Source organism: Bradyrhizobium sp. C9, from assembly GCF_002532045.1.
Classification (GTDB): Bacteria; Pseudomonadota; Alphaproteobacteria; order Rhizobiales; family Xanthobacteraceae; genus Bradyrhizobium.
Genome location: NZ_NWTG01000014.1, coordinates 101,832 through 128,811, shown reverse-complemented (window position 1 = coordinate 128,811; position 26,980 = coordinate 101,832). Strand labels below are relative to the sequence as shown.

General features: G+C 66.2%; 19 protein-coding genes and 1 pseudogene. 18 read left to right on the top strand and 2 right to left on the bottom strand.

The genetic code is table 11. The features are described from left to right. Positions 1–69: 69 nt before the first annotated feature. From CO675_RS25475 to ligA, 18 genes and pseudogenes are all read left to right on the top strand, one after another. Positions 70–1,539 carry a UDP-N-acetylmuramoyl-L-alanyl-D-glutamate--2,6-diaminopimelate ligase gene (locus tag CO675_RS25475; RefSeq protein ID WP_097674646.1) on the top strand — a complete coding sequence of 490 codons (1,470 nt, stop codon included), beginning with the start codon at positions 70–72 and terminating at the stop codon, positions 1,537–1,539. After that, positions 1,536–2,969, top strand: a complete 1,434-nt coding sequence (locus tag CO675_RS25470) for a UDP-N-acetylmuramoylalanyl-D-glutamyl-2,6-diaminopimelate--D-alanyl-D-alanine ligase (protein WP_097674584.1) — start codon at positions 1,536–1,538, stop codon at positions 2,967–2,969. The genes CO675_RS25475 and CO675_RS25470 overlap by 4 nt, the downstream gene beginning before the upstream one ends. A gap of 10 nt (positions 2,970–2,979) precedes the next feature. After that, entirely contained in the window at positions 2,980–4,086 is a 1,107-nt protein-coding gene (gene mraY / locus CO675_RS25465; protein WP_097674583.1) for a phospho-N-acetylmuramoyl-pentapeptide-transferase, read from the top strand. 8 nt (positions 4,087–4,094) lie between these two features. Then, entirely contained in the window at positions 4,095–5,495 is a 1,401-nt protein-coding gene (murD, locus tag CO675_RS25460) for a UDP-N-acetylmuramoyl-L-alanine--D-glutamate ligase (RefSeq protein ID WP_097674582.1), read from the top strand. A 317-nt stretch (positions 5,496–5,812) separates the two neighbouring features. After that, on the top strand, positions 5,813–6,964 hold the full coding sequence (gene ftsW / locus CO675_RS25455; protein WP_097674581.1) for a putative lipid II flippase FtsW: 1,152 nt from the start codon (positions 5,813–5,815) through the stop codon (positions 6,962–6,964). 104 nt (positions 6,965–7,068) lie between these two features. Then, a complete protein-coding gene (gene murG / locus CO675_RS25450; protein WP_097674580.1) occupies positions 7,069–8,169 on the top strand; it encodes an undecaprenyldiphospho-muramoylpentapeptide beta-N-acetylglucosaminyltransferase in 1,101 nt (366 codons plus the stop codon). A gap of 37 nt (positions 8,170–8,206) precedes the next feature. After that, complete coding sequence (locus tag CO675_RS25445; RefSeq protein ID WP_097674579.1) at positions 8,207–9,046, top strand: class I SAM-dependent methyltransferase; 840 nt, start codon at positions 8,207–8,209, stop codon at positions 9,044–9,046. Positions 9,047–9,274: 228 nt separating this feature from the next. Continuing rightward, entirely contained in the window at positions 9,275–10,678 is a 1,404-nt protein-coding gene (gene murC / locus CO675_RS25440) for a UDP-N-acetylmuramate--L-alanine ligase (protein ID WP_097674578.1), read from the top strand. Positions 10,679–10,680: 2 nt separating this feature from the next. Continuing rightward, positions 10,681–11,598, top strand: a complete 918-nt coding sequence (gene murB, locus CO675_RS25435) for a UDP-N-acetylmuramate dehydrogenase (protein WP_097674645.1) — start codon at positions 10,681–10,683, stop codon at positions 11,596–11,598. Continuing rightward, complete coding sequence (locus CO675_RS25430) at positions 11,598–12,584, top strand: D-alanine--D-alanine ligase family protein (RefSeq protein ID WP_097674577.1); 987 nt, start codon at positions 11,598–11,600, stop codon at positions 12,582–12,584. Before murB ends, CO675_RS25430 begins: the two co-directional genes overlap by 1 nt. Before the next feature lie 126 nt (positions 12,585–12,710). Continuing rightward, a pseudogene (locus tag CO675_RS41530) lies at positions 12,711–12,979 on the top strand (hypothetical protein); the annotation flags it as partial. Continuing rightward, positions 12,919–13,929, top strand: coding sequence for a cell division protein FtsQ/DivIB (locus tag CO675_RS25420; protein ID WP_097674576.1), 1,011 nt, complete (start codon positions 12,919–12,921; stop codon positions 13,927–13,929). The pseudogene CO675_RS41530 and the gene CO675_RS25420, both read left to right, overlap by 61 nt. Then, positions 13,926–15,242, top strand: coding sequence for a cell division protein FtsA (ftsA, locus tag CO675_RS25415; protein ID WP_097674575.1), 1,317 nt, complete (start codon positions 13,926–13,928; stop codon positions 15,240–15,242). The genes CO675_RS25420 and ftsA overlap by 4 nt, the downstream gene beginning before the upstream one ends. 89 nt (positions 15,243–15,331) lie before the next feature. Beyond that, positions 15,332–17,116: a cell division protein FtsZ gene (ftsZ, locus tag CO675_RS25410; RefSeq protein WP_097674574.1), complete on the top strand. Its 1,785-nt coding sequence runs from the start codon at positions 15,332–15,334 to the stop codon at positions 17,114–17,116. A 350-nt stretch (positions 17,117–17,466) separates the two neighbouring features. After that, the gene (lpxC, locus tag CO675_RS25405) at positions 17,467–18,429 is read left to right on the top strand and encodes a UDP-3-O-acyl-N-acetylglucosamine deacetylase (protein WP_097674573.1); all 963 of its coding nucleotides are present in this window, start codon (positions 17,467–17,469) and stop codon (positions 18,427–18,429) included. 259 nt (positions 18,430–18,688) lie between these two features. Continuing rightward, a complete protein-coding gene (locus CO675_RS25400; RefSeq protein WP_502693404.1) occupies positions 18,689–19,597 on the top strand; it encodes an outer membrane protein assembly factor BamD in 909 nt (302 codons plus the stop codon). Positions 19,598–19,610: 13 nt separating this feature from the next. Then, positions 19,611–21,281 (top strand): DNA repair protein RecN, encoded by a 1,671-nt coding sequence (recN, locus tag CO675_RS25395; RefSeq protein ID WP_097674571.1) that lies wholly within the window; start codon positions 19,611–19,613, stop codon positions 21,279–21,281. A 7-nt stretch (positions 21,282–21,288) separates the two neighbouring features. Next, positions 21,289–23,442, top strand: a complete 2,154-nt coding sequence (gene ligA, locus CO675_RS25390) for an NAD-dependent DNA ligase LigA (protein ID WP_097674570.1) — start codon at positions 21,289–21,291, stop codon at positions 23,440–23,442. Between the two features lie 151 nt (positions 23,443–23,593). Here the strand turns inward: ligA and CO675_RS25385 are convergent, their stop codons facing one another. Both CO675_RS25385 and CO675_RS25380 read right to left on the bottom strand, forming a co-directional pair. Further along, positions 23,594–24,871: a multidrug effflux MFS transporter gene (locus CO675_RS25385; RefSeq protein ID WP_097674569.1), complete on the bottom strand. Its 1,278-nt coding sequence runs from the start codon at positions 24,869–24,871 to the stop codon at positions 23,594–23,596. A gap of 185 nt (positions 24,872–25,056) precedes the next feature. Continuing rightward, positions 25,057–26,886 carry an aminopeptidase P family protein gene (locus CO675_RS25380; RefSeq protein WP_097674568.1) on the bottom strand — a complete coding sequence of 610 codons (1,830 nt, stop codon included), beginning with the start codon at positions 26,884–26,886 and terminating at the stop codon, positions 25,057–25,059. Positions 26,887–26,980 lie beyond the last annotated feature (94 nt).

Below are 26,980 nucleotides of genomic sequence, written 5' to 3'. Positions count from 1 at the left end.
AAGCGGTTTTCCGGACCAGATCATGCTCAGACGATGGCGCCAGAACGGCGCCGGCCAGACTGGAAGATCATGAGACTTCGCGACCTCTTCAGCGCCGATGCCACGATCGATCCAAAGGGCGATCCAAGTGCCGACGGGATCGTCGTCGGAGGGCTTGCGGTCGACAGCCGTGCGGTGAAGCCGGGCGATCTGTTCTTTGCGCTGGCCGGCAGCAGGACCGATGGCGCGCGCTTCGTCGATGCGGCGATTGCCGCGGGCGCGGTCGCGGTCGCCAGCGACCATCTGCCGCAAGGTCACGGTGGCGTCCCGTTCGTCATCACGCCGAATCCGCGCCGCGCGCTAGCACTCGCAGCGGCTAAATTCTATCCGCGTCAGCCCGCGACGATTGCAGCGGTAACCGGCACCAGCGGCAAGACCTCGGTCGCGGCGTTCACGCGCCAGATCTGGCAGCAGCTGGGGCACTCCTCCGCGAGCATCGGCACCATCGGCCTGGTCTCGGACAAGCGCACCGTCTACGGCTCGCTGACCACCCCCGATCCGATCGCGCTGCATCGCCAGCTCGACGAGATCGCGCGCGACGGCGTCACCCATCTTGCCTTCGAGGCCTCCTCGCACGGCCTCGACCAGTATCGGCTCGACGGCGTGCGCATCGCCGCCGGCGGCTTCACCAACCTGTCGCGCGATCACATGGATTATCATCCTGATGTCGCGCATTACCTGAACGCAAAGCTGCGCCTGTTCCGCGATCTCGTCGCGGACGGCGGCACTGCCGTGATCTCGGCCGATCACGACTGCTCGCGAGAGGTGATCGATGCGGCACGGGCGCGCGGCCTGCACATCATCACGGTCGGCCGCAATGCCGACACCGGCGAAGGCATCCGGCTCACGGACGCTGCGATCGAAGGCTTTGCCCAGAAGCTTGTGATCGAGCACCGCGGCCGCAAACATGCGATCCGGCTGCCGCTGGTCGGCGAATTCCAGATCGAGAATGCGCTGGTCGCGGCGGGCCTCGCGATTGGCACCGGCAGCGCCGCCGATGACGTGTTCGGCACGCTCGAACACCTCGAGGGCGCCAAGGGCCGGCTCGAATTCGTCGGCGAGCACAATGGCGCGCCGATCTTCGTCGACTACGCCCACAAGCCCGATGCGCTCGCCAAGGCGCTGCAGGCGCTGCGGCCCTATGCGAAGCGCAGGCTGGTCGTGATCTTCGGCGCCGGCGGCGACCGCGATGCCGGCAAGCGTTCGATCATGGGCGCGATCGCTGCCGAGAATGCCGATCACATCATTGTCACCGACGACAATCCGCGCAGCGAGAAGCCCGAGGCGATCCGCGCCGCGATCATGGCAACCGCAAAGGGCGCGCGTGAGATCGGCGACCGTGCCGCCGCGATCCGCGCCGGGATTGCCGGCCTCGAGCCGGGTGACGCGTTGGTCGTGGCCGGCAAGGGCCATGAGGTCGGGCAGATCGTCGGCAACACGACGCTGCCGTTCAGCGATCATGAGGCGGTCGCGAATGCATTGGCCGAGGAGGGCGCATGAGCACGATGTTGTGGACCTCGGATGCGATGGCGCAAGCAATGCGCGCCGCCACGCAAGGCAAGCTGCCGGAGGGCGTCAGTGGTCTCTCGATCGACAGCCGCACCATCGCGCCGGGCGATGCGTATTTTGCCATCAAGGGCGACGTCCATGACGGCCACGCCTTTGTCGAGGCGGCGCTGAAGGCAGGCGCCGGGCTCGCGGTCGTCGAGACTGCACAACGTGCAAAATTTCCGGCCGACGCGCCGCTGCTGGTGGTCGACGACGTGCTCGCCGGCCTCGTCGAGCTTGCGCATGCCTCGCGGGCGCGGCTCAAGGCACAGATCATCGCGGTGACCGGTTCGGTCGGCAAGACATCGACGAAAGAGGCCCTGCGCCGCGTGCTGTCGGCGCAGGGCGAGACCCACGCCTCGGTGGCGTCGTTCAACAATCACTGGGGCGTGCCGCTGTCGCTGGCGCGCTGTCCGGCGAGCGCGCGCTTTGCGGTGTTCGAGATCGGCATGAACCATGCCGGCGAGATCACGCCGCTGGTCAAGATGGTGCGGCCGCATGTTGCCGTCATCACCACGATCGAGCCGGTGCATCTGGAGTTCTTCGCCGGCATCGAGGCGATCGCCGACGCCAAGGCGGAGATATTTTCAGGCCTCGAGCCCGGCGGCGCCGTCGTGCTCAACCGCGACAACGGGCAGTTCGCGCGGCTGCAGAAGCAGGCCAAGAAAGCCGGCATCTCGCGCATCGTCTCGTTCGGCGCCGACAAGCGCGCCGAGGCGCGGCTGATCGACCTCTCGCTGCACGCGACCTGCTCGGCCGTGCATGCCGACATCCTGGACCATGACATCACCTACAAGATCGGCATGCCCGGCCGCCACATGGCGATGAACTCGCTCGCGGTGCTCGCGGGCGCCTCGCTGCTCGGCGCCGATATCGCGCGTGCGGCGCTGTCGCTGTCGCAGCTCGAGGCACCGACCGGCCGCGGTCTTCGCCGCACGATCGAGGTTGGCCATGGCGAGGCGACGCTGATCGACGAGAGCTACAACGCCAACCCGGCCTCGATGGGCGCCGCGCTCAACGTGCTCGGCCAGGCCCAGACCGGGCCGCATGGCCGCCGCATCGCCGTGCTCGGCGATATGCTCGAGCTCGGGCCGACCGGGCCCGACCTGCACCGCGGCCTCAACGAGGCCGTGACCGCCAACCGCATCGACCTCGTATATTGTTGTGGTCCGCTGATGCGGAATCTCTGGGATGCCCTTTCCACCGGCAAGCGGGGAGGCTATGCCGAGAGTTCGGCGGCGCTCGAGGCGCAGGCAGTCGCCGCGGTCCGTGCCGGTGACGTGATCATGGTGAAGGGCTCGCTGGGATCGAAGATGAAGCTCATTGTCAGCGCGCTGGAAAAACGCTTCCCCGACAAGGCCGCGCACGAAGAAGCGGTATAGGACTTTTTGAATGTTCTACTGGTTGATCGAACTGTCCAACACCGTTCCGGGTTTTGGGGCATTCCGCAGCGCTCTGAACGTGTTCCGCTACATCACCTTCCGCACCGGCGGCGCGATGGTGACCGGGGCGCTGTTCGTGTTTCTGTTCGGGCCCTGGATCATCGATCATTTGCGGCTGCGGCAGGGCAAGGGCCAGCCGATCCGCACCGACGGTCCGCAGTCGCACCTGATCTCCAAGAAGGGCACGCCCACCATGGGCGGGCTGATGATCCTGTCCGGGCTCGTGGTGTCGACACTGCTCTGGGCCAACCCGCTCAATCCCTATGTCTGGATCGTGCTGGCGGTGACGCTCGGCTTCGGCTTCGTCGGTTTCTATGACGATTATCTGAAGGTCACAAAGCAGTCGCACAGCGGCTTCGCCGGCAGGCTCAGGCTCCTGATCGAGGCGGCGATCGGGCTCGCCGCCACCTACGCGCTGGTCCGGCTCGGGCGCGACGTGTCCTCGACGTCGCTCGTGATTCCCTTCTTCAAGGACCTCGTGATCAATTTCGGCTGGTTCTTCGTGATCTTCGGCGCCTTCGTGATGGTCGGCGCCGGCAACGCGGTGAACCTGACCGACGGCCTCGACGGCCTTGCCATCGTGCCGGTCATGATCGCAGCCGCGAGCTTCGGCATGATCTCGTATCTCACCGGCAACGCGGTGTTCTCGGACTATTTGCAGATCAATTACGTCGCCGGCACCGGCGAACTGGCGGTGCTATGCGGCGCGGTGCTGGGCGCGGGCCTCGGCTTCCTCTGGTTCAACGCGCCGCCGGCCTCGATCTTCATGGGCGACACCGGCTCGCTCGCGCTCGGCGGCATGCTGGGTGCCACCGCGGTTGCGGTGAAGCACGAGATCGTGCTCGCGGTGATCGGCGGCCTGTTCGTGCTGGAGGCGGTCTCGGTCATCGTCCAGGTCACCTCGTTCAAGCTCACGGGAAAACGCGTGTTCCGGATGGCGCCGCTGCACCATCATTTCGAGCAGAAGGGCTGGACCGAGCCGCAGATCGTGATCCGGTTCTGGATCATCTCGGTGATGCTGGCGCTCGCCGGCCTCTCCACCCTCAAGCTGCGCTGAGCGCCGTCATGATCCCGGTCACCTCCTTCGCAGGCAAGACGGTCGCAGTCTTCGGGCTCGGCGGTTCCGGGCTCGCGAGTTGCCAGGCGCTGAAGGCCGGTGGCGCGGAAGTGATCGCGGCCGACGACAGTGCCGACAACGTCGCCAAGGCGGCGCAGGCCGGCTTCACCACCGCCGATCTGCGCACCGTGTCGTGGGCGAATTTCGCCGCGCTGATCCTGACCCCCGGCGCGCCGCTGACCCATCCGGCGCCGCACTGGAGCGTGCTGAAGGCGCGCGAGGCCGGTGTCGAGGTGATCGGCGACGTCGAACTGTTCTGCCGCGAGCGGCGCCGTCACGCGCCGAACGCGCCGTTCGTCGCCATCACCGGCACCAACGGCAAGTCGACCACCACGGCGCTGATCGCGCACCTGATGAGGGTTGCCGGTTACGACACCCAGATGGGCGGCAATATCGGCACCGCGATCCTGTCGCTGGAGCCGCCGCGGATGGGCCGCGTCCATGTCATCGAGATGTCGTCCTACCAGATCGACCTCGCGCCGTCGCTCGATCCCTCGGTCGGCATCCTGATCAATATCAGCGAGGACCACATCGATCGCCACGGCACGCTGGCGCATTACGCGGCGGTCAAGGAGCGGCTGGTCGCAGGCGTGCAGCAGGGCGGCACCGCAATCGTCGGCGTCGACGACGGCTGGTGCCGCGACATCGCCGACCGGCTCGATCGCGCCGGCAAGCGCGTGGTGCGCATCTCGGTGAAGAACCCGCTGCCCGACGGCCTCTATGTCGAGCACGAGACCATCGTGCGCGCCTCGGGCGCGGCGCGCAGCGAGATCGCGCGGTTAGGCGGCATCGGTTCGCTGCGCGGCCTGCACAATGCCCAGAACGCCGCCTGCGCCTCGGCCTGCGCGCTGGCGATGGGGATTGCGACCGATGTGTTGCAGAACGCCCTGCGCAGCTTCCCGGGTCTGGCGCATCGCATGGAGCAGGTCGGCCGCCGCGGCAACGTGCTGTTCGTCAACGACTCCAAGGGCACCAATGCGGATGCCGCCGCGCATGCGCTGTCGTCGTTCGCCGACATCTACTGGATCGCGGGCGGCAAGCCGAAGGCCGGCGGCATCACGGGCCTGACCGGCTATTTCCCGCGCATCCGTAAGGCCTATCTGATCGGCGAGGCGGCGGCCGAATTCTCCGGCACGCTCGGTGACCGCGTTGCGCACGAGATGTCCGGCACGCTCGACGTCGCGATCGCCAGCGCCGCGCGCGATGCGGAAGCGTCGGGGCTCGCAGAGGCCGTCGTGCTGCTGTCGCCGGCCTGCGCCTCGTTCGACCAGTACCGCAATTTCGAAATCCGCGGCACCGCCTTCCGCGACATCGTCCAGGCGCTGCCGGGTGTGAAGCCGGTGGTGTGAGAGCCCAGCAGAATTGTGGGATGGGTAGAGCGTAGCGAACCCACCAGATCGTGCCACGCATTCATCGTCGTCCCGGCGAAGGCCGGGACCCATAACCACAAAATGATATTGTTGAGCGTCGCTGGAACGACGTGTCCCGTTCACGACACCTGCTGCGGCGTATGGGTCCCGGCCTTCGCCGGGACGACAGCTGTAGTTGGGGTCTGCGGCAGTGAAAGAGCCCTCTGCACCTCCCTCAAAAGTTATCCAACCCATTAACCCCTTGGAAACCATCCTGCGCCACGAATGGACGTTACCTCTGCCATCTGGGGACGCCCATGCTCGCCCGTGACCAACGCACCCCGTTCTCGGACTGGTGGTGGACCGTCGACAAGCTGCTGCTTGTCGCGATCGCCGCGTTGATGCTGGCCGGCGTCATCCTGTCGCTGGCGGCAAGCCCGCCGGTCGCGACGCGGATCGGGCTCGATCCGTTCCACTTCTTCAACCGCCATGTCATGTTCCTGGTGCCGTCGCTGATGGTGCTGATCGGGGTGTCGTTCATGACGCCGCGGCAGATCCGGCGCACCGCGCTGATCGTGTTCGTGGTCTCGATCGCGCTGATCGTGTTGACGCTCTTGATCGGGCCCGAGGTCAAGGGTTCGCGGCGCTGGATCACGCTGCTCGGCGTCAACATCCAGGCTTCCGAGGCCGCCAAGCCCGCCTTCGTCATCGTCGCGGCCTGGCTGTTTGCGGAATCGACCAAGCGGCCGGAGATGCCGGCGACCTCGATGGCGCTGGCGTTGCTGCTGACGCTGGTCACGCTGCTGGTGATGGAGCCGGACTTCGGCCAGACCATGCTGATCCTCACCGTCTGGGGCGCGCTGTTCTTCATCGCGGGCATGCGGATGATCTGGGTGTTCGGGCTCGCCGGCGCGGCCGGCGCGGGCCTGTTCGGCGCGTATCTTTTGGTGCCGCACGTCGCCGGCCGCATCAAGCGCTTCATGAATCCAGCCTCCGGCGACACCTTCCAGGTCGACACCGCGATGGAGGCCTTCTGGAACGGCGGCTGGTTCGGGCTTGGTCCCGGTGAGGGAATTGCAAAACGCAGCCTGCCGGACAGCCACACCGACTTCGTGTTCGCGGTGGCAGCGGAAGAATTCGGCATCATCCTCTGCCTGATGCTGGTCGCCCTGTTCGGCTTCATCGTGATCCGCACGCTGACGCGTGCTTACGCCACCGAGGACATGTTCTCGCGCTTCGCGGCGTCGGGGCTTGCGATCCTGTTCGGCGTGCAGGCGACCATCAACATGGCGGTCAACCTGCAACTGATCCCGGCCAAGGGCATGACGCTGCCGTTCATCTCCTATGGCGGCTCCTCGTTCGTGTCGCTGGCCTATGGCGTCGGCATGATGCTGGCGCTGACACGGCAGCGGCCGCGCACGGAGATCGAATCGATGGAAGGCGCCAGCACCCGGCGCGCCTACGCATGAAGCTTTCCATCGTCATTGCGGGGAGCGCCATGGACTGCTTCCGCCTTCGCCAAGGCTCCGGCGGACAAGTCGCTTCGCGCGCAATGACGGTATAAATTGCTGCCATGGCTGAGTCCCCCCTGATTCTGCTGGCGGCCGGTGGCACCGGCGGCCATCTGTTCCCGGCCGAAGCGCTCGCCGTGGAACTGATCAAGCGCGGCCTGCGGGTGCGGCTGGCGACCGACGGCCGCGCGCTGCGCTACTCAGGCCTGTTCGGCCGGGAGAGCATCGAGCTGGTGCCGAGCGCCACCGTGCGCAGCCGGAACCCGATCTCGCTGGCGCAGACCGTGCTGATGCTCGGCTACGGCACGCTGGTCGCCGCCAATGTGGTGCGCCGGTTGAAGCCGTCGGCCGTCGTCGGTTTCGGCGGTTACCCGACCCTGCCGCCGCTGATGGCGGCGCGGATGCTCGGCGTCCCCGGCATCATCCACGATGCCAATGCGGTGCTCGGCCGCGCCAACCGCTTCCTCTCCGGCCGCGTCAACGCGATCGCGACCTCGCTGCCCGGCGTGCTCGATCGCGATCCGGCGCTCGCTGGCAAGGCCACCACCGTCGGCACGCCGATGCGCCCCGCGATCCTCGCCGCCGCCGCGGTGAAATACACCCCGCCCGAGGTAAACGGACCGCTGCGCCTGCTGGTCGTTGGCGGCAGCCAGGGCGCGCGCGTGATGAGCGACATCGTGCCGCCGGCGATCGAAAAGCTTGCGCCCGCGTTGTGGAGCCGCCTGATCGTCACCCAGCAGGTGCGCGACGAGGACATGGCGCGGGTGCGCGCGGTCTATGACCGGCTCAAGATCGATGCCGAACTCGCGCCGTTCTTTGCCGACCTGCCGGCGCGGCTGGCCTCGAGCCAGCTCGTGATCTCGCGCTCCGGCGCCGGCACCGTGGCCGAGCTCGCCGCGATCGGCCGGCCCTCGATCCTGGTGCCGCTGCCCGGCGCGATCGATCAGGACCAGTTCGCCAATGCCGGCGTGCTGTCGCAAGCGAACGGCGCGCTGCGCATCACGCAGGGCGACTTCACGCCGGAACGGCTCGCGGCTGAGATATCGGCCTTCGCCGCCGAGCCCGAGAGACTGACCGCGATGGCGGAAGCCGCGCGCAGCGTCGGCCGGCTCGATGCAGCCGAGCGGCTGGCCGATCTGGTCACGAAAGTGGCCGGGATTTGATGCGCCAATCCGGCAGGACGCCGGGGGAGACTAGATCATGACGGGTCTTTTGATTCACTCCGTCTCGGAATTCTCGGAGCTGATCCTCGAAGCGCTGCGGCTCTCGAATGCGCAAGACATCGTCGAGATCGGCGCGGAGTATGGCGGCATGTCGGCGCTGCTCGCCGATCACTGCCGCGCCCGCGGTGGCCGGCTCACCAGCATCGATCCTGCGCCAAAGCGCGAATTCCTCGACTGGGTGAGCGCTAATCCGGATGTGCGTCACATCGCGAAGCCCAGCCTCGATGCGTTCGGCGAGCTGGATGCGGCCGATGCCTGGATCGTTGATGGCGACCACAATTGGTACACGGTCTATCACGAGCTCAGGCAGATCGAGGCGATCAGCCGCCGTGACGGCAAGCCCGTGCTGGTCTTCCTGCACGATGTTGGCTGGCCTTGCGGGCGGCGCGACATGTATTACGCGCCCGGCCAGATTCCCGCCGAGTTTCGTCACCCGCACAGTTTCAACGCCGGCGCCACGCTGGATCGCCCGGTGCTGGTCGAGGGCCGTGGATTTCGCGGCGCGGGCTTCGCCGCATTCGCAAACGTCGCCGGCGGTGCGCGCAATGGCGTGATGACCGCGATCGATGACTTCCTCGCTGAGGAGCTGGCGCAGGGCAGGGAGTTCGGCTTCGCCGAGATCCCCGCCGTGTTCGGCCTCGGGGTGCTGTTCGACATGAACGCCAGCTGGAGCGCACAGCTTGCCGAGCTCGTGCTGCCCTATCACCGGAACAAGCTGCTGCGCGCGCTCGAGACCAACCGGCTGCGCAATTATCTTCGCGTCATCGAGATGCAGGATGAGTTCGCCGCACATGCCGTGCGGTCGGGAGCGGCGTAGCTGCCGGGTCGGGATGGAGATGTCCGTGGTGTCAGATCACCAGCACCGGCCGCTAGCTGACAACGGCGACATTTCCACGGCCGTGGGGCGGAAAAAGCCCTTGTCACGCATGGGAAAAGCGGGGCATCCAGTAGTCCGCGCTGCCGCTATAAGGCGCGCAGAGAAGCCAAATCGTCCGCTCCGCAGCGAAGCTCGCACAGGGCGGACGATGATATCAGGAACCGGATCATGAGACTGCCGCGCGAGATCGGACCCATTCACTTCGTCGGGATCGGCGGCATCGGCATGAGCGGCATCGCCGAGGTGCTGATCAATCTCGGCTACACCGTGCAGGGCTCCGACGCGTCGGACAATTACAACCTCGACCGGCTGCGTAAGAAGGGCGCCAAGATCTCGGTCGGCCACGCTGCCGAGAACGTCGATGGCGCCGATGTCGTCGTGGTCTCGACCGCGATCAAGCGCGACAATCCGGAGCTGATGGCGGCGCGGGCGCAGCGCATTCCCGTGGTGCGGCGTGCCGAGATGCTGGCGGAGCTGATGCGGCTGAAGAGCTGCGTCGCGATCGCCGGCACCCACGGCAAGACCACCACGACCACGATGGTGGCGACCTTGCTCGACGCCGGTGGCCTCGATCCGACCGTGATCAATGGCGGCATCATCAATGCCTATGGTTCCAATGCCCGGCTCGGGGCCGGCGACTGGATGGTGGTCGAAGCCGACGAGAGCGACGGCACGTTCCTGAAGCTGCCGTCTGATGTCGTCATCGTCACCAATATCGATCCCGAGCATCTCGATCACTTCAAGACCTTCGAGGCGATCCAGGACGCGTTCCGCAATTTCGTCGAGAACGTTCCGTTCTACGGCTTTGCCGTGATGTGCACCGATCATCCGGTGGTGCAAACCCTGGTCGGCAAGATCGAGGACCGCCGCATCATCACCTACGGGCAGAATCCGCAGGCCGATGCGCAGCTGCTGGATCTGACGCCGATGGGCGGCGGCTCCAAGTTCAAGGTCGCGATCCGCGATCGCAAGTCGGGCGCAACGCACGAAATCGCCGACATCATGCTGCCGATGCCGGGACGTCATAACGCGTCGAACGCGACGGCGGCGATCGCGGTCGCGCACCAGCTCGGCGTGTCCGATGACGTGATCCGCCAGGCCATGGCCGGCTTCGGCGGCGTCAAGCGGCGCTTCACCAAGACCGGCGAGACCAACGGCATCACCGTGATCGACGATTACGGTCATCATCCGGTCGAGATCGCGGCCGTGCTGAAGGCGGCGCGGGAATCCACCAACGGCAAGATCGTCGCCGTGGTGCAGCCGCATCGCTACACCCGTCTGCAGTCGCTGTTCGAGGAATTCTGCACCTGCTTCAACGATGCCGACGCGGTCGTGGTCGCCGAGGTCTATCCGGCGGGCGAGGCGCCGATCACAGGCATCGACCGCGATCACTTTGCTGCCGGCCTGCGCGCCCACGGCCATCGCAACGTGGTCCCGCTGCCGAACGCCGGCGAGCTCGCGAAGATCGTTCACGGCATCGCCAAGTCCGGCGATCTCGTCGTCTGCCTCGGCGCTGGCAATATCACGCAATGGGCCTACGCACTGCCCGGCGAACTGAAAGCGCTGGGGTGATCGTGACCTTCCCCGACATCACGCCCGACCTGAAAGCCGCGATGCCGGAGTTGCGCGGGCGGCTGCTGGCGAACCAGTCGATGGCGGAGCTGACCTGGTTTCGCGTCGGCGGCCCGGCGCAGGTGCTGTTTACGCCGGCCGATGAGGATGATCTCGCCTACTTCTTGAAGCGGCTGCCGCAGGAATTGCCGGTCTATGTCGTCGGCGTCGGCTCCAATCTGATCGTGCGCGACGGCGGCATGCCCGGCGCCGTGATCCGGCTCGCGCCGCGTGCCTTTGGCGAGACCAGTGCGGCCGGCGATGTCGTCACCGCCGGCGCCGCGGCGCTCGACAAGCGCGTCGCCGAGACGGCGGCGGCGGCAAACATCGGCGGCATGGAATTCTTCTTCGGGATTCCCGGCACGGTCGGCGGTGCGCTGCGCATGAATGCCGGCGCCAATGGCGGCGAGACCAAGGACGTGCTGATCGAGGCTACCGGCATCGGCCGTGACGGCACCAGGCACACGTTCGGCAATGCCGACATGAAGTTCGTCTATCGCAACTCCGGCGTCGATCCGTCCATCGTGTTCACCTCGGCGCGCTTCCGCGGCAGGATCACCGATGCGGATGCGATCCGCACCCGCATGAATGAGGTGCAGACCCATCGCGAGACCGCGCAGCCGATCCGCGAGAAGACCGGCGGCTCGACCTTCAAGAATCCGCCTGATAACAGCGCCTGGAAACTGATCGACGCTGCCGGCTGCCGCGGCCTCAAGGTCGGCGGCGCGCAGGTGTCGGAGATGCACTGCAATTTCCTGATCAACACCGGCAACGCCACCGGGCATGACATCGAGACGCTCGGCGAGACGGTGCGCGAGCGGGTCAAGCAGAGCAGCGGAATTGAGCTGCATTGGGAAATCAAGCGGATCGGGAAAAGCTGATGCAGGTGACCATTCTGTTCGGCGGCACCAACAAGGAGCGGCTGGTCTCGGTGGCGAGCGCGCAGGCGCTGCACCGCGCACTGCCCGACGCTGGTCTCTGGTTCTGGGACGTCGACGACACCGTGCATGCGGTGACGTCCGAACAGCTGCTCGGCCACACGCGGCCCTTCGAGATCGACTTCAAGCCCGGCGGTCCTGGCATCGCGCTCGACAAAGCGCTCGACAAAGCAGGCGCCGAGCAGCGCGTGCTGGTGCTTGGCCTGCACGGTGGTCGCGCCGAGAACGGTGAGTTGCAGGCGATGTGCGAGATGCGCGGCGTCGCGTTCACCGGCTCCGGCTCGGCGTCGTCGCATTTGGCGTTCGACAAGCCGTCGGCGAAGCGCTTCGCCGCGATCGCGGGCCTCAACGCGCCGCAGGGCATCACCGTCGATCAGATCGACGATGCCTTCGCCCAGCACGGCAGGCTGATCGCAAAGCCCGCCAAGGACGGATCGAGCTACGGGCTGATCTTCGTCAACGCCAAGCAGGACCTCGCCGCGGTCCGCAATGCCGCCAAGCATGAAGACTATCTGATCGAGCCGTTCGTATCGGGCGTGGAGGCGACCTGCGGCGTGCTCGAGCAATCCGACGGCACGGTGTTCGCGCTGCCGCCGATCGAGATCGTGCCGGCGGAGGGGGGCTTCGACTACACAGCCAAATACCTTCTGAAGTCGACCCAGGAGATTTGCCCCGGACGTTTCGCGCCCGAGGTCAGCGCCGCAATCATGGACCATGCGTTGCGGGCGCACCGCGCATTGTCCTGCACCGGCTACTCGCGCAGCGATTTCATCGTGTCGGCCAATGGCCCGGTCTACCTTGAGACCAACACGCTGCCCGGCCTCACCGCGGCATCGCTGTACCCTAAGGCCTTGAAAGCACAGGGCATCGCCTTTGCCGACTTCCTGGTCGACCAGATCGAGCTCGGCCGTCGGCGCGCCAGGAGTTAAGGCCGATCGGGCGGGGAACCCGCCGCGAGCCGGCCGCATGGAACCCGGCGCTGTTGCTAAAATGCTAACGGGTTCGCGGCAAAGTACTCAAAGCGTTGATCAAAATACACTCCAGGCTGAACTCCTTTACCATTTGTTTACCAGGAAGCCCGAAGGTTAACGCTGGCGGCGCATGTAGCGCTTGGCTGCCGGGGCGTGAGCTGTCGCGGATTACCGCTTCGAGGATCGCAACCAGGGAACAGGGGGCCTCTCTAATCCCACCGGTCCAGCCGAGACGACACTTGTGCCGAGACCCCGCAGGGTTTGCGGGCGCAACATGTGACGAGCTCGTGCAATGGATGGTGCAGGACGCCTCACCCGATCGCTGCGATCGCTGGGGCCTCAAGCTGACCTGAAAGCAGCCGCTATTGGAGCGGCAGTGCTGCTGCGCGAGTATGTCGGCGCCCATCTCGCACGCCGCAGGCAGCGTCCTGTCAGGCGGCCGCCAGTCATCATCGATCGCGAGCCGCCGAACCGCTACATCGTGATGGTCGAACGCTATCTGCCGCGCCGCATCGGCCTCGTCGCGACGCTGGCGATCCTGTTCGGCAGCCTGGGCTTCGGCATCGTCAGGGGCGGCCATCTCGAGGAATTCACCGCCGCGCTCAGCGACACCCGCAACGCGCTGGCCAATTCCGCGGGCTTCCGCATCACCACCGTCGGCATCAACGGCCGCAAGCAGCTGAGCCAGGACGAGGTGCTTGCGATCGGCGGTGTCAACGGCCGCTCCTCGCTGCTGTTCCTCGACGCCGACATCGTGCGCGCCAAGCTGAAGGCCAATCCCTGGATCGCCGACGCCACGATCCTGAAACTCTATCCGGGCCGGCTGCAGATCGACATCGTCGAGCGCACCGCCTTCGCGCTGTGGCAGCAGAACGGCCGCTTGTCGGTGATCGCCTCCGACGGCGCGGTGCTCGAGCCCTACGTCTCGCGCCGCTTCCTCAATCTGCCGCTGGTGGTGGGCAAGGGCGCCGATGTCAGGGCCCAGGACTTCCTGGCGCTGCTCGACCGTTATCCGCAGGTGCGTTCGGTGACCAAGGCCGCGATCTTCGTCGGCGAGCGGCGCTGGAACCTGCGCCTGAAGGACGGCCTCGACGTCCGCCTGCCGGAGAACGACGTCGGCAACGCTTTGGCCGCGCTCTCCAGGCTCGACAAGGACGAGAAGCTGTTCTCGCGCGACATCGTTGCGGTCGACATGCGCCTGCCCGATCGGCTGATCGTCCAATTGTCCGAGGAAGCCGGCAAGGCGCGCGACGAACTGTTCAAGGACAAGAAGTCCAAGAAGAAGCCGGGTGATTCCGCATGACCGGCCTCGATCGCAATCTGACCCCGAAGACCCGGCCGATGCAGAAGCGCACCGCGATGGTGGCTTCGCTCGACGTCGGCTCCAGCAAGATCGCCTGCATGATCGCGCGGCTCAAGCCGTCGCCGCCGAACGAGGCGCTGCGCGGCCGCACCCATGCGGTCGAATTGATCGGCTACAGCCAGATCCAGTCGCGCGGCGTCAAGGCCGGCTCCGTCGTCGATCTCGCCGAATGCGAGAAGGCGGTGCGCCATGCCGTGGCGCTGGCCGAGCGCATGGCCAAAGTCCGTGTCGAATCCGTCCTGCTGTCGGTCTCCGGCGGCAGGCTGCATGGCCAACTGGTTGAAGCCGCGGCCGATATCCACGGCGGCTCGGTGACCGCGGACGACATCAGCCGCGTCACTTCGGCGGGCATGCGTCACGCCGCCGGCGCCGGCCGCACCGTGTTGCATGCGCTGCCGGTCGGCTACGCGCTCGATGGCGTCAAGGGCATCCGCGATCCCAAAGGTATGGTGGCGCGCCAGTTCGGCGTCGACATGAATGTGGTGACGTCGGATGCGACGGTCGCCAAGAACCTGATGCTGGTGGTCGAGCGCTGCCATCTCAACGTCGAAGCCATGGCGTCGAGCCCCTATGTCGCGGGCTTATCGGTGCTGACCGATGACGAAGCCGATCTCGGCGCTGCCGTCGTCGAGATGGGCGCAGGCTCGACGACGATCGCGACCTATTCCGGCGGCCGCCTCGTGCACGCATCCGGATTTGCGCTCGGCGGGCAACACATCACGATGGATCTTGCGCGCGGCATCGGTGCGTGCATTGCGGATGCCGAGCGAATCAAGACTTTATACGGCACCGTGCTGACCGGCGGTTCGGACTCGCGCGAGCTGATGTCCGTTCCCACTGCAGGCGACGATCGGGAGACTCCGCAAATCGTGTCCCGCGCCACGATCGCCAACATTGTCCGGCATCGCGCCGAGGAGATTTTCGAAATGATCCGTGACCGGCTCGCGGATTCTCCCTTTGCGGCAGAGCCGAGGGCGCGCGTCGTGCTGAGCGGCGGCGCCTCGCAGCTCACCGGCACCGTCGAGCTTGCCACCCGTATCCTGAACCGTCAGGTCCGCATCGGTCGCCCGCTCGGCTTCGGCCGGCTGCCGAACGAGGCGAAGGGCGCCTCGTTCTCGGTGCCGACGGGCCTCCTGGTCTATCCGCAATACGCACATCTTGAACATGTCGAACCGCGGCGCACGCGGCAGCTCAGGACAGGGACAGACGGTTACTTCGGAAAGGTCGGACGATGGCTTCGCGAGGGCTTCTGATGACCACACCCCGGCTCATTGCATTTTCACCAGCTCCTGCGGCCAGCGGCCGGGACGAACCAACGCGCGCATAATCGAGAGAGGCAACCATGGCACTCAATCTGACACCCCCTGACATCAGCGAGCTGAAACCGCGGATCACCGTCTTCGGCGTCGGCGGCGCGGGTGGTAATGCCGTCAACAACATGATCACCGCCGGGTTGCAGGGCGTCGACTTCGTCGTCGCCAACACCGACGCGCAGGCGCTGACCATGTCGAAGGCGCAGCGCATCATCCAGATGGGCACCCAGGTCACCCAGGGCCTCGGCGCCGGTTCGCAGCCCGATGTTGGCGCTGCCGCCGCGCAGGAGGTGATGGACGAGCTGCGCGATCACCTCACCGGCGCCAACATGGTGTTCGTCACCGCCGGCATGGGCGGCGGCACCGGCACCGGGGCAGCGCCCGTGATCGCCAAGGCTGCCCGCGAGATGGGAATCCTCACCGTCGGTGTGGTGACGAAGCCGTTCCACTTCGAGGGTCAGCGCCGGATGCGCACCGCCGAGCACGGCATCTCCGAGCTCCACAAGGTGGTCGACACGCTGCTGATCATCCCGAACCAGAACCTGTTCCGGGTCGCCAACGAGAAGACCACCTTCGCCGACGCGTTCGCGATGGCCGACCAGGTGCTGTACTCGGGCGTCGCCTGCATTACCGACCTGATGGTCAAGGAAGGCCTGATCAACCTCGACTTCGCCGACGTCCGCGCCGTGATGCGGGAAATGGGCAAGGCGATGATGGGCACCGGCGAGGCCACCGGCGAGAAGCGCGCGCTGACCGCCGCCGAAGCTGCGATCGCCAACCCGCTGATCGACGATAGCTCGATGAAGGGCGCCCGCGGCCTGTTGATCTCGATCACGGGCGGCAAGGACCTCACCCTGTTCGAGGTCGACGAAGCCGCAACCCGCATCCGCGAAGAAGTCGATGCCGACGCCAACATCATCGTCGGCGCCACCTTCGACGAATCGCTCGACGGCGTCATCCGCGTCTCGGTGGTCGCAACCGGTATCGAGCAGGCCGCGATCGCCTCCCGCGCCCAGGCTCCCGCACAGCAGGCGGGCGGATCGCCCGAGAGCCGGCTGGCCGATCTGACCGCTCGCCTGCGCGCCGACAATCAGCGGATGGCCGAGCGCGCCCAGAAGCTGGAGCCGCCGACGGGCGTGACGGTTGCTCCGATTGCAGCTCCCGCCGCAGCCCAGCAGCGTCCGGCCGTCGAGCGCGCCGCGCTCGCGGCAATCGCTGCCGCCGTTGCCCCGGACAGCGCATCGGCTCAGGCGCCGATGCAGCCCGGGTCCTACGGTGACGTTACCGTGCGGCCGATCGCCCAGAAGCCCACCCTGTTCCCGGACCACGAGGCGGCCCGTGCCGAACAGCACGAGCCGATGCCGCCCGAGACCTTCATCCCGCAGGCGGCGGAGCGGTCGCCGGTCCGTGCCCCGCGGATGCCGAAGTTCGAGGATCTGCCGATGCCGGCGCAGGCGGAGATCCGCCAGGCCAGCGGTGACGGCGAGGCAGAGCACCCACAGAAGACCCGGCTGTCGCTGCTGCAGCGGCTGGCCAATGTCGGCCTCGGCCGCCGCGACGAAGAGACCGAGCCGCCGATCGCGGCCCGTGCCTCGGGTCCGGCGATGCCGACGATGCCGCCGCTGCCCGAGCGCAAGGCGGCCCGCAACGTCGCCCAACAGATCTCGGCGAACGAATCGCCGGTATCGGAATATGCGAAACGCCCGGCGCCGCAAGGTTTGGATGCCCATGGCCGCCAAGCGCCTGTTGCACCGGCGCCACAGGGTGACGACCATCTTGATATCCCGGCCTTCCTGCGCCGGCAGGCAAACTGAAGTTTGTTACAACCTTGGCGACGAAGAAGGCCTCGGCGGGGAACCGCCGAGGCCTTCTCCTTTTGGCGGGCAGGCGGTTGCGTCGGATAAACAAGCAACTGATTTTAAATGATTAATTATTATTTCGGTGGTCAGATGGCCACTCGCCGAGGGTCGTTTTCGCTGCCGCAATTTGGTTAACCTTGGGCGCGAATGCGGCAGAGGTGGGGTAACAATCGGTAAACAAGCGTGAGTTGGCGCGCTTTAGGGCAATCACTATGGTCTGCCCGGACTTGGGGAGCTCAAGCGAGTCGGCCTTGGGGAAGTTTGGCCACTTGAATTGAGCGAAGTCGGGTAGTGGGCATTATCGAATGAAGTTCAGCCGTCAGACAACGCTTCAGTCGCAAGCCACCGTGACTGGCGTAGGCGTTCATTCCGGTCTTTCTGCCAGTCTCACGCTGGGACCTGCACCTGTCGATGCAGGTTATATTTTTATCCGCACCGGCCTCGACGGTGCCGACCGCGAAATCCACGCCGACGCCGATGCTGTGATCGCCACCGAGTTTTCGACGGTGCTGGGTGACCGCGAAGGGCCCCTGGTTTCCACCGCGGAACATGTGCTCGCTGCGCTGCGCGGTATGGGCATCGACAACGCTACCATCGAAGTCGATGGACCCGAAGTTCCAATCATGGACGGCAGCTCGGCTGCCTTCGTTGCCGCCATCGAGCAGGCCGGCATCGTCACCCAACCCGCCGTGCGCCGCTTCATCCAGGTGTTGAAGCCGGTGCAGGTCAAGATCGGCGAAGCGCTCGGCGAGCTGCGTCCGTTTGCCGGCGGATTCCGGGCCGAGGTCGAGATTGATTTCGCCAACCCGGTGATCGGCCGCCAGAGCTTCTTCTTCGACCTGTCACCGGAAAGCTTCCGCCGCGACGTCGCCCGCGCCCGGACGTTCGGATGCATCAGCGACACCGCGCGGCTCTGGAGCGCGGGTTTCGCGCTCGGCGCCAGCTTCGACAACACGGTGGTGTTCGACGATACCCGGCTGCTCAATGCTGAGGGCCTGCGCTACAGCGACGAATGCGTCCGCCACAAGGTGCTCGACGTGATCGGCGATCTCGCGCTGGCCGGCCTGCCGCTGCTTGGCAGCTACCGTTCGGTCCGGGGCGGTCACAAGCTCAACAACGCAGTGCTGAAGGCGCTGCTCGCCGACCGCAGCGCCTGGCGCGTGGTCGAAGCGGAGACCGCCCGGCGGCCGGTCCGTGGCCATGTCGAGGCCGGTGCAGGCACCGTAGGCGGTCTCGTCGCCCCTGCCTACGGCCCGGACGTGTCCTGATCGCCCAATTCCTGATCGCCTGGCCGGTCGACCCCAATTTCCGTAATAACCACAGCAGGCTGTGAGCTTCGCCGGGTCGCCTTATTCCCGGCGGATTGGCTCCCTATTCGGTTGGTCGACGGTCATTTTTCGGTTAAACAGGCCCGCGGTTGCCTTGATACGGCGCCAACGGTGCGAGAGATATTGCATCCATGATCGCGGTTCATGGGTGGAGTGGGGTCGCCGTTAACCGCATCAAAGGCGTCAGGTTTTACAATCCATGTCGGCAATGCGTATGGCGCTCGAACCACGCTCTTCTTCTGACGTCTCCGGCCTGACCAAGGCCGCGCGCGCGCTGCGTTTCGCGGCGGGCCTGATCGTGCTGGCACTGCCGCTGAGCGGCTGCGGCACCGGCGCGCTGTGGGACAAGTTCATGGCCAAGGACGACACGTTCGTCGATGAGCCCGCGGACAAGCTCTACAATGAGGGCTTGTACATGATGAACGAGAAGAAGGACCTGAAGGCCGCTTCGAAGAAGTTCGAGGAAGTCGACCGTCAGCATCCCTATTCGGACTGGGCGCGCAAGTCGCTCCTGATGTCGGCCTATTCGTACTATCAGGCGGGCGACTACGACAGCTGCATCGGCTCCGCCACCCGCTACGTAACGCTGCATCCCGGTAGCCCGGACGCCTCCTACGCCCAGTACCTGATCGCGGCATCGCATTTCGACCAGATCCCGGACATCTCGCGCGACCAGAGTCGTACCGAGAAGGCGATCGCGGCGCTCGAAGAGGTGGTGCGCAAATATCCGACCTCGGAATACGCCACCCAGGCCAAGAACAAGATCCAAGCCGCGCGCGACCAGCTCGCCGGCAAGGAGATGGCGGTCGGGCGCTATTACATCGAGAAGCGCGACTTCACCGCCGCGATCAACCGCTTCAAGACCGTCGTCACCCAGTACCAGACCACCCGCCACGTCGAAGAGGCGCTCTACCGGCTCACCGAAGCCTATATGGCGATCGGCATCGCCGGCGAGGCGCAGACCGCCGCCGCGGTGCTCGGCCACAATTTTCCAGACAGCCGCTGGTACAAGGACGCATATAATCTAGTAAAGTCCGGCGGTCTCGAGCCGAGCGAGAATCAGGGATCCTGGATCAGCAGGACCTTCAAGAAGATAGGTCTCGGCTAGGAATTGTCCTCGCATGCTGGCCCGTCTGTCGATCCGTGACATCGTCCTGATCGAACGGCTTGATATCGAATTTTCCCGTGGCCTGGCGGTGCTAACCGGCGAGACCGGCGCCGGCAAATCCATCCTGCTTGATGCCTTCGCGCTGGCGCTCGGCGGCCGCGGCGATGCCGGACTGGTGCGCCATGGCGCCGAGCAGGGCCAGGTCACCGCCACCTTCGGTGTCCCGAAGGGGCACCCGGCCGCAAAAATCCTCGCCGAGAACGGCCTCGACGACACCGGTGAAATGATCCTGCGCCGCGTGCAGCTCGCCGACGGCCGCACCCGCGCCTTCATCAACGACCAGGCAATCAGCGTGCAGACCCTGAAGGCGGTCGGCGCGGTCCTGGTCGAGATCCACGGCCAGCACGACGAACGTGCTCTGGTCGACGCCTCCACCCATCGCCAGCTGCTCGATGCCTTCGCCGGCCACGAGAAGGACGTCGCGGCGCTGGAGGCGCTGTGGGAGATCAGGCGGACCGCGAGCACCGCGCTCGAAGAGCATCGCGCCGGCATGGAGCGCGCCGCGCGCGAGGCCGACTATCTGCGCCATGCCTCCCAGGAGCTGAAGACGCTGGCGCCGAAGGAGGGCGAGGAGACCGAGCTCGCCAATCGCCGCACCACCATGATGCAGGGCGAGAAGGTCGCGACCGATCTGCGCGAGGCGCAGGAGGCGATCGGCGGCTCGCATTCGCCGGTGTCGGCCCTGTCGGCCGCAGTGCGGCGGCTGGAGCGGCGCGCTGCCAACGCGCCCAGCCTGATCGAGCCGGCGGTGAAGGCGATCGATATCGCGATCAACGCGCTGGAAGAGGCCGACCAGCATCTCCACGCTGCGCTGGCCGCGACCGACTTCGATCCGGCCGAGCTCGAGCGCATCGAGGAGCGGCTGTTCGCGCTGCGGGCCGCCTCGCGCAAATATTCGACACCGGTCGATCTGCTGGCGGCGCTGGCGGCGCAATACGCCGGTGACGTCGCGCTGATCGATGCCGGCGCGGACCAGCTGAAGAAGCTGGAAGCGGCCGCCACTGAGGCCGACAAGCGCTATGGGGCGGCGGCGGCGAAGCTCTCGGCGGCGCGCGTCAAGGCGGCCGAGAAGCTCAACAAGGCCGTCAATGCCGAGCTCGCGCCACTCAAGCTCGAGCGTGCGAAATTCATGACCCAGGTCGAGGCCAATGCCGCCGCGCCGGGGCCGCAGGGCATCGACCGCGTCGAGTTCTGGGTTCAGACCAATCCGGGCACCAAGCCGGGGCCAATGATGAAGGTCGCCTCCGGCGGTGAGCTGTCGCGCTTCCTGCTGGCGCTGAAGGTCGTGCTGGCCGATCGCGGCTCGGCGCCGACTTTGGTGTTCGACGAAATCGACACCGGTGTGGGCGGCGCGGTGGCGGATGCGATCGGCTCGCGGCTGGCGCGTCTCGCCGGCAAGGTGCAGGTGATGGCGGTGACGCATGCGCCGCAGGTCGCAGCTCGCGCCAGCCAGCATCTTCTGATCTCCAAGGATGCGCTCGACAAGGGCAAGCGCGTCGCCACCCGCGTCAACGCGCTCGCCGCCGACCACCGCCGCGAGGAGATCGCGCGCATGCTGGCCGGCGCCGAGATCACCGCGGAGGCGAGGGCCGCGGCGGAACGGCTGCTCAGGGCGGCGAGCTAGTCTGCCGATGGCTGCCAAGGCGAAGAAAGCGCTGGTCGACGTCGACAAGCTCACCAAGGCCCAGGCCAAGGTCGAGCACATGCGGCTTTCGCTCGAGATCGAGGGGCACAACGAGCGCTACTACCAGAAGGACGCGCCGACCGTATCCGATGCGGCCTACGACGCGTTGCGGCAGCGCCTGGAAGCAATCGAGGCCAGGTTTCCCGATCTCGTCACCAAGGACTCGCCGACCCAGACGGTCGGCGCTGCGCCGGCCCGCGGCTTTGCCAAGGTGCAGCACGTCGTTCCGATGCTGTCGCTCGGCAACGCATTCAGCGACGAGGACGTCACCGAATTCGTCGAACGTATCAGGCGCTTTCTCAAGCTGGACTCCGACCACATTCCGGCGTTGGTCGCCGAGCCGAAGATCGACGGCCTGTCGCTCTCGCTGCGCTACGAAAATGGCGAACTGGTCCGCGCCGCGACGCGTGGCGACGGCTTCACCGGCGAGGATGTCACCGCCAACGTCCGGACCATCAAGGACATTCCGCACACCCTGAAGGGACGCAACGTTCCCGCAGCCTGCGAAATGCGCGGCGAAGTCTACATGCTCAAGAAGGACTTCCTTGAGCTGAACAAGAAGCAGGCCGCGGCCGACGACACGGTGTTTGCCAATCCGCGCAATTCGGCGGCGGGCTCGCTGCGCCAGAAAGACGTCTCGATCACCGCGTCACGACCGCTGAAATTCTTCGCCTATACATGGGGCGAGATGAGCGAGCCACCCGCCGACACCCAGCACGGCATGCTGGAGTGGATGGACAGAGCAGGCTTCGTGGTCAATCCGCTGATCACGCTCTGCAAGAGCGTCGATGACGTCCTGAAATTCTACAACAAGATCGGCGAGGAGCGGGCTTCGCTCGGCTACGACATTGACGGCGTGGTCTACAAGGTCGACCGCCTCGACTGGCAGGAGCGGCTCGGCTTCGTGTCGCGCAGCCCGCGCTGGGCCATCGCACACAAATTCGCGGCCGAACAGGCAACGACGATTCTCAAGGGGATCGATATCCAGGTCGGGCGCACGGGTGCGATGACGCCGGTCGCGCGGCTCGAGCCGGTGACGGTCGGCGGCGTCGTGGTTTCGAACGCGACCCTGCACAACGAGGACTACATCAAGGGCATCGGCAACGACGGCAATCCGATCCGGGACGGCGTCGATCTCCGCGTCGACGACACCGTCGTCGTGCAGCGCGCCGGCGACGTCATCCCCCAGGTCGTCGGCGTCGTGCTGGACAAACGGCCGAAGAGTGCAAAGCCGTACAAGTTTCCGGACACTTGCCCGGTGTGCGGCAGCCACGCGATCCGCGAGGAAGGCGAGGCGGTGCGCCGCTGCACCGGCGCGCTGATCTGTCCGGCGCAGGCAGTCGAGCGGCTGAAGCATTTCGTGTCGCGCCTTGCTTTCGATATCGATGGTCTCGGCGAGAAGCAGATCCAGGAATTCTACGAGGACGGGCTGGTGATGTCGCCGGTCGACATCTTCACCCTTCGCGAGCGAGACCAACGTTCGACCAGAAAGCTGATGGAGCGCGAAGGCTACGGCGAAACCTCGGTGCGCAACCTGTTCGACGCGATCGACGCCCGCCGCAACATCGAGCTGCACCGGTTGATCTTCGCGCTCGGCATTCGCCATGTCGGCGAAGGTAACGCCAAGCTGCTCGCGCGCCACTACCACACGATCGAGAATTTCCGTGCGGCGATGCTGGCCGCCGCCAAGGGCAGTACGGACGAGGAGAACACCACCGAAGCCTACCAGGACCTCAACGATATCGATGGCGTCGGCGAGATCGTCGCCGATGCGGTGGTCGAGTTCTTTGCCGAGCCGCGCAACGTCAAGGCGCTCGGCGAATTGTTGCGGCAGATCGAGGTGAAGCCCGCCGAGCAGCCGCGCAAGAGCTCGCCTGTCTCGGACAAGACCGTGGTGTTCACGGGGTCGCTGACCAAATTCACCCGTGACGAGGCCAAGGCGATGGCCGAACGTCTCGGCGCCAAGGTCGCGGGCTCGGTTTCAAAAAAGACCGACTACGTCGTCGCCGGCGAAGAGGCAGGCTCGAAGTTGACCAAGGCGCGCGAGCTCGGCGTTGCGGTGCTGACCGAAGACGAGTGGATGAAGCTGATCGAGGAGTAGGGTGCGCGCAGCAGTGCCGCGTTCTCCGCTGTCGTCCTCCGCGAAAGCTGGGGACCCGGTATTCCAGAGACAGTCATTGTTGAGCCGATAGGCCGCGGCGGACTGGATCCCCCGCATGTGCAGGGGGTGACGAGCTGGGGGTGAGCGCCCCTCACATCATGCCCTGCTCGTCTTCCTCGGCCTGCGCGATCAATTCTTCGCTCACCACCACGTTCCGTCGCGGTACCACGAAGATCATGGTGCAGGCGCAGGCCAGCGAGATCGCGAACAGCGCCGACGTCAGCGGCAGGGTGGTGGTGGAGTGGCCGCCGAGATAGGCACCGAACTGCGAGATCAGCGAACCGATGCCCTGCTGCAGGAAGCCCATCGCGCCGGAGGCGGTGCCGGCGGCCTCGGGGCGGATGCTGATGGCGCCGGCAGCGGAGTTGGCCATCACGAAGGCATTGGCGACCATCACGATCATCTGGGTGCCGAACAGCCAGAGCGGCGCCTGGTTTACTCCAGTGAAACTCCAGATCAGGTTCAAGAGACTGCCGCCGACCTGCAGCGCGAGCCCGAACCAGATCAGTCTCTCCAGCGAGTGGCGCGGCGCGAAGCGGACGCACAGCAGATTGCCGATGAAGTAGCCGAACCCCGTCATCGCGAACCACGCGCCGTATTCGGCGCTGCTGCGGCCCATCTGGGTGACGACGATATAGGGACCGCCGCCGGCGAAGGCGAAGATGATCTGTGACGCCAGCACCTGGCACAGCAGATAGCCGACGAAGGCGCGGCTTCGCAGCAGTTTGCCGAGGTCGCCGCGGAAGCTGGAGCTGTCGGCGCGGTCGCGGCGGGTTTCGGGCAGTGCCAGCGCGATGAAGATCGTCACGGTCAGCGACGCCGCGGTGATGAAATAGAGGATCGCGCGCCAGCCGAATGCGGTCTCCAAAAGACCGCCGGTGAGCGGGCTCACCATCTGCGCGATCATCAGCGCGGCGACGACGAGGCTGATCATGGCGCCGACCCGCTCGCGCGGATAGAGATCGCGGATGATGGCGCGGCTGATCACCATGCCGCTGGCGCCGCCAAGCGCCTGGAAGAAGCGCGCCGCGATCAGCTGCGGCAGGGTCTCGGCGAAGTCGGAGCCGATGCCGGCCACCACCATCAGGCCGAGGCCCGCGAGCAGCACCGGACGGCGGCCGAACTTGTCGGACAGCGGTCCCATGATCAGCTGCGAGAGCGCGATGCCGACCATGTAGAGCGACACCGTCATCTGCGCGATGGAAATGTCGCGGCCAAACGTGGTCGCCAGCGCCGGCAGCGCTGGAACCAGCATGTAGAGCGAGATCGGCGCGACGCCCGTCATCACGACGAGCATCAGCAGCATGACCTTCGATGTCGCGATGTTGTGTGTGGCCGCGCCGGGCGGCTTGCCCATCACGCCGTGCATTCAGGTCCGATCCAGCATTGTGGAACGACTGTAGCGTGCCCGTTCGCGCGGAATACGGGTGTTTCGGCATACGCCCATGCATTTCGGGCGACGAAGCGAGGTAGTTTCGCCTCGCGCAACATCTACACTGTCGTCCCGGCCTGCGCCGGGACGACGCCGGGGGTGGGGGCCGAGGCGCGCCGCTACTACTTCAACGCCGCGGTCGCCTCGTCGAGCCACAGCTTGGTGGCATTGTCGTCGAGATGCGGACGCACCACGCGGGCGACGCGGGCGTGGTAGTCGTTGAGCCAGCTCAACTCGGCGTCGCTCAGCATGCTGACCTCGATCAGTCGGCGATCGATCGGCGCCAGGGTCAGCGTCTCGAATGCGTTGACCGGCTTCTCGGCGCCGGCGATGTCGGTGCCGATCACCAGCTCGAGGTTCTCGATCCGGATCCCGTAGGCGTCGGTCTTGTAGTAGCCGGGCTCGTTGGACAGGATCATGCCGCGCTTCAGCGGCGTGGTCCCGAGCTTGGAGATCCGCGCCGGCCCTTCATGGACGCTGAGATAGCTGCCGACGCCGTGGCCGGTGCCGTGCTCGAAATCGATCCCGGCCTGCCAGAGATGTTGCCGCGCGAAGCTGTCGAGCTGCGCGCCGGTGGTGCCGTCAGGGAAGATCGCGCGGGCGATCGCGATATGGCCGCGCAGCACGCGGGTGAAGCGGTCGCGCATCTCGTCGGTCGGCTTGCCGATCGCGATGGTGCGGGTGACGTCGGTGGTGCCGTCCTCATATTGCGCGCCGGAATCGATCAGCAGGAGATCGCCGGGCGCGATACGGCGGTTGCTCTTGCGCGTCACGCGATAATGCACGATGGCGCCGTTTGGCCCGGTGCCGGCGATCGTCGGGAACGAGACGTCCTTGAGCGCGCCGGTCTGGCGGCGGAAGGTTTCCAGCGCCTCGACGGTATCGATCTCGGTGAGGTGGCCGGATGGCGCCTCGCGGTCGACCCAAGCGAGGAAGCGGACGAGCGCCACCGCGTCGCGCTGATGCGCCGTGCGCGTGCCGTCGATCTCGGTGAGGTTCTTGACTGCCTTCAGCAGGCTGACCGGATCGCTGCCGCGCACCGGCTTGCCGCCGGCGCCGGAGATCAGGCGGCTCAACGCATCGGCCGCGGTCGCGCTGTCGAGTGCGATCGAGGCGCCGCGTTTGGCAAGCTCGGTCAGTTTTGTCGTCAGCGCCGCCGGCTCCTCGACATCGGCGGACTGCTCGAGATGGTCGCGGGTCGCGTTGGACAGCTTGCGGTGATCGATGAACACCAGCGGCCGGCCGTCCTTCGGCACCAGCGCGTAGGACAGCGGCAGCGGCGTATGCGAGACGTCGGCGCCGCGGATGTTGAAGGTCCACGCCACCGCGTGGCTGTCGGAGAGCACCAGCGCATCGACGCCGAGCTTGTTGATCTCGAGCCGGATGCGCTTCAGCTTCTCGGCCTCGATCTCGCCGGAGAACTGCGTGCCGTGGATCGCGACCGGGCCGAGCGGCGGCGCCGGCCGTTCGTGCCAGACCGTATCGACCGGATTGCCGTCGACGGCGACCAGTTCGGCGCCGGCCTTGGCGCAGGCCGCCGCCAGCCGTTCGGCTGCCGCAGAAGTGTGCAGCCAAGGGTCAAATCCTAGGCGGTCGCCGGCTGCCAGGTGCCGGGTCAGCCAGTGCTCAGGCGGCGGCTCGACCAGCGGCTCGACCTGCCAGGCCTTGCGATCGACCTGCTTGCCGGCCTGCAGCGTGTAGCGCCCGTCAACGAACAGGGCGGCTTCCTTGCCCAGCACGATCGCGAGCCCGGCCGATCCGGTGAAGCCGGTCAGCCAGGCAAGCCGCTCCTCGGACGCCGCAACATACTCATTCTGCTGCTGATCGGCGCGCGGAACCACAAACCCGGTCAGCTTGCGCCGCGCCAATTCCTCGCGCAGTGCACTTAAGCGCGCGGTCAGCGCCACGCCGCCTTCGGGCTCTTCGAACGTTTGGAAATGGGCTTCGAACATCGCCTTTGCACTCTCTTCGGATGCAGCATGATCTTCGCGCCGACGCGCTGAGGCATGACCACATTTTTGGCATTACTTATGCTTGAATCATGGC

Bases quoted from the DNA above. Each gene is read 5' to 3' on its own strand.
- recN (WP_097674571.1), top strand. From the start codon at position 19,611: ATGCTGGCCCGTCTGTCGATCCGTGACATCGTCCTGATCGAACGGCTT.
- CO675_RS25420 (WP_097674576.1), top strand. From the start codon at position 12,919: ATGGATGGTGCAGGACGCCTCACCCGATCGCTGCGATCGCTGGGGCCT.
- CO675_RS25400 (WP_502693404.1), top strand. From the start codon at position 18,689: ATGTCGGCAATGCGTATGGCGCTCGAACCACGCTCTTCTTCTGACGTC.
- ftsA (WP_097674575.1), top strand. From the start codon at position 13,926: ATGACCGGCCTCGATCGCAATCTGACCCCGAAGACCCGGCCGATGCAG.
- murD (WP_097674582.1), top strand. From the start codon at position 4,095: ATGATCCCGGTCACCTCCTTCGCAGGCAAGACGGTCGCAGTCTTCGGG.
- CO675_RS25445 (WP_097674579.1), top strand. From the start codon at position 8,207: ATGACGGGTCTTTTGATTCACTCCGTCTCGGAATTCTCGGAGCTGATC.
- CO675_RS25475 (WP_097674646.1), top strand. From the start codon at position 70: ATGAGACTTCGCGACCTCTTCAGCGCCGATGCCACGATCGATCCAAAG.
- ligA (WP_097674570.1), top strand. From the start codon at position 21,289: ATGGCTGCCAAGGCGAAGAAAGCGCTGGTCGACGTCGACAAGCTCACC.
- lpxC (WP_097674573.1), top strand. From the start codon at position 17,467: ATGAAGTTCAGCCGTCAGACAACGCTTCAGTCGCAAGCCACCGTGACT.
- CO675_RS25385 (WP_097674569.1), bottom strand. From the start codon at position 24,871: ATGCACGGCGTGATGGGCAAGCCGCCCGGCGCGGCCACACACAACATC.
- murC (WP_097674578.1), top strand. From the start codon at position 9,275: ATGAGACTGCCGCGCGAGATCGGACCCATTCACTTCGTCGGGATCGGC.
- CO675_RS25430 (WP_097674577.1), top strand. From the start codon at position 11,598: ATGCAGGTGACCATTCTGTTCGGCGGCACCAACAAGGAGCGGCTGGTC.
- CO675_RS25380 (WP_097674568.1), bottom strand. From the start codon at position 26,886: ATGTTCGAAGCCCATTTCCAAACGTTCGAAGAGCCCGAAGGCGGCGTG.
- mraY (WP_097674583.1), top strand. From the start codon at position 2,980: ATGTTCTACTGGTTGATCGAACTGTCCAACACCGTTCCGGGTTTTGGG.
- ftsZ (WP_097674574.1), top strand. From the start codon at position 15,332: ATGGCACTCAATCTGACACCCCCTGACATCAGCGAGCTGAAACCGCGG.
- ftsW (WP_097674581.1), top strand. From the start codon at position 5,813: ATGCTCGCCCGTGACCAACGCACCCCGTTCTCGGACTGGTGGTGGACC.
- CO675_RS25470 (WP_097674584.1), top strand. From the start codon at position 1,536: ATGAGCACGATGTTGTGGACCTCGGATGCGATGGCGCAAGCAATGCGC.
- murG (WP_097674580.1), top strand. From the start codon at position 7,069: ATGGCTGAGTCCCCCCTGATTCTGCTGGCGGCCGGTGGCACCGGCGGC.